Origin of the sequence: Nguyenibacter vanlangensis, assembly GCF_013376155.1 — a bacterium.
Lineage (GTDB): Bacteria > Pseudomonadota > Alphaproteobacteria > Acetobacterales > Acetobacteraceae > Gluconacetobacter > Gluconacetobacter vanlangensis.
In genome coordinates this window covers 1-2,358 of sequence record NZ_JABXXP010000454.1, presented here as the reverse complement: position 1 = coordinate 2,358, position 2,358 = coordinate 1, and the positions used below count along the sequence as shown (strand labels likewise).

Here is a 2,358-nt window from a genome sequence, read left to right as displayed (position 1 = left end):
AGATCGAGGCCGCGTTCCGCGCGGGGGCGACCGCCATCGTGCCGGCGGTCGAGAACGGCTATGCGATGGGCGAGGACCTGTCGCTGCTGGCGCAATTTCGCGCCCGGGGCGCGCGCTACATGACGCTGACCCATAACGGGCACAATGCACTGGCGGATTCCGCCCGGCCGATGGCCGCGCTGGGCGACGGCGAAACCCGCCATGGCGGGCTGTCGGGCCTGGGGCGCGAGGCGATCGCCGAGATGAACCGGCTGGGCCTGATGGTCGACGTGTCGCACGCCGCGCGCAGCACCATGATGCAGGCGGTGCGCCTGTCACGCAGCCCCGTGCTGGCCACCCATTCCTGCGCGCGGGCGCTGTGCGACCATCCGCGCAACCTGGATGACGAGCAACTGGACGCGCTGCGCGATTGCGACGGGGTGGTGCATGTCACCGCGGTCGACGCCTTTCTGCGCCCGCGCGCGGTCCGGCAGGCGCGCGCGGTCGGCGTCGCGGATTTCGTCGATCACATCGACCATATCGTCCGGCGCATCGGGGTGCGGCACGTCGGCATATCCTCGGATTTCGACGGCGGCGGCATGATCGCGGGATGGCGCGACGCCGCGGAGTCCCCCGCCCTGACGGCCGAGCTGCTGCGCCGCGGCTATGACGCGGCGCAGATCGCCGCGATCTGGGGCGGCAATTTCCTGCGCGTGCTGCGCGCGGCCGAGGCGGTGGCCCAGATTGGAGCTGGGGCCGGAACTGGAGCTGGAACTGGAGCTGGAACTGGACATGAGGCCGGCACCGAATATGGGCCCGGGACCGTCGCCGGAACCGGGGCCTGACCCCCGGCTGGTCGTGGCGGGCCCGAGCGTCTATACCCCGGACGACCCTTTTTTCCTTTTCTGCAGACAGGACGACCATGACCGCCACGGATTACAAAGTACGGGACATCGCGCTTGCCGCGTGGGGCCGCAAGGAGATCGCGATCGCCGAGGGCGAGATGCCCGGCCTGATGGCGCTGCGCGAGGAATTCGGCGCCAGCAGGCCGCTGGCCGGCGCGCGCATCGCCGGCTGCCTGCACATGACGATCCAGACCGCGGTGCTGATCGAGACGCTGACCGCGCTGGGCGCCACCGTGCGCTGGTCGTCGTGCAACATCTTTTCGACCCAGGACCATGCCGCCGCCGCGATCGCCGCGACGGGCGTGCCCGTCTTTGCCTGGAAGGGCCTGTCCGAAGAGGAATTCTGGTGGTGCATCGAGCAGACCATCACGGGGCCGGACGGCTGGACGCCGAACATGATCCTGGATGACGGCGGCGACCTGACCGTGCTGATGCACGACAAATATCCCGAGATGCTGAAGGACGTGCGCGGCCTGTCCGAGGAGACGACGACCGGGGTGCACCGGCTGTGGGAGATGGCGAAGAAGGGCACGCTGGCCGTGCCGGCGATCAACGTCAATGACAGCGTCACCAAGTCGAAGTTCGACAATCTGTACGGCTGCCGCGAAAGCCTGGTGGACGCGATCCGCCGCGGCACCGACGTGATGATGGCCGGCAAGATCGCCGTGGTCGCCGGCTATGGCGACGTGGGCAAGGGATCGGCCGCGTCGCTGCGCAATGCCGGCTGCCGCGTGCTGGTGACCGAGGTCGATCCGATCTGCGCCCTGCAGGCGGCGATGGAGGGCTATGAGGTCGTGACGATGGAAAACGCCGCCCCGCGCGGCGACATCTTCGTCACCTGCACCGGCAATGTCGACATCATCACCATCGACCATATGCGCGCGATGAAGCACCGCGCCATCGTCTGCAATATCGGGCATTTCGATTCCGAAATCCAGATCGACGCGCTGCGCAACTTCCCGTGGGACAACATCAAGCCGCAGGTCGACGAGGTCGTCTTCCCCGACGGCAAGCGCCTGATCGTGCTGTCCGAGGGCCGGTTGGTGAATCTGGGCAATGCGACCGGCCATCCGTCCTTCGTGATGTCGGCGTCCTTCACCAACCAGACCCTGGCGCAGATCGAGCTGTGGACCGCGCCGGCCGGAACGTACGAGCGCAAGGTCTATACCCTGCCCAAGCACCTGGACGAGAAGGTCGCCGCCCTGCATCTGGCCAAGGTCGGCGCCGAGCTGAGCCGGATGAGCGAGAAACAGGCCGAGTATATCGGCGTTCCGGTCAACGGGCCGTTCAAGAACGACCTGTATCGGTACTGATCCCTTCCCGGCCCGGCGTCCGGCATGGATGCCGGGCGCCTTCCGCCCACGGAGTTTTCCGACCATGAGCATCCTGGGTTCGATCCTTTCGACGATCTTCGGCCATGCGGCGTCGCCGACGCCCGCGGCCACGCCCGCCACGCCTGCCCCCGACGCCGCGG

The 2,358-nt window shown here is 68.0% G+C and carries 2 protein-coding genes; both read left to right on the top strand.

Translation table 11 applies throughout. The features are described from left to right. Positions 1-824 (top strand): dipeptidase (locus tag HUK84_RS15200; RefSeq protein WP_176641035.1); only part of this gene is annotated, 824 nt, incomplete at its 5' end. A gap of 77 nt (positions 825-901) precedes the next feature. Beyond that, a complete protein-coding gene (gene ahcY / locus HUK84_RS15195) occupies positions 902-2,197 on the top strand; it encodes an adenosylhomocysteinase (protein ID WP_176641034.1) in 1,296 nt (431 codons plus the stop codon). Positions 2,198-2,358: the final 161 nt, after the last annotated feature.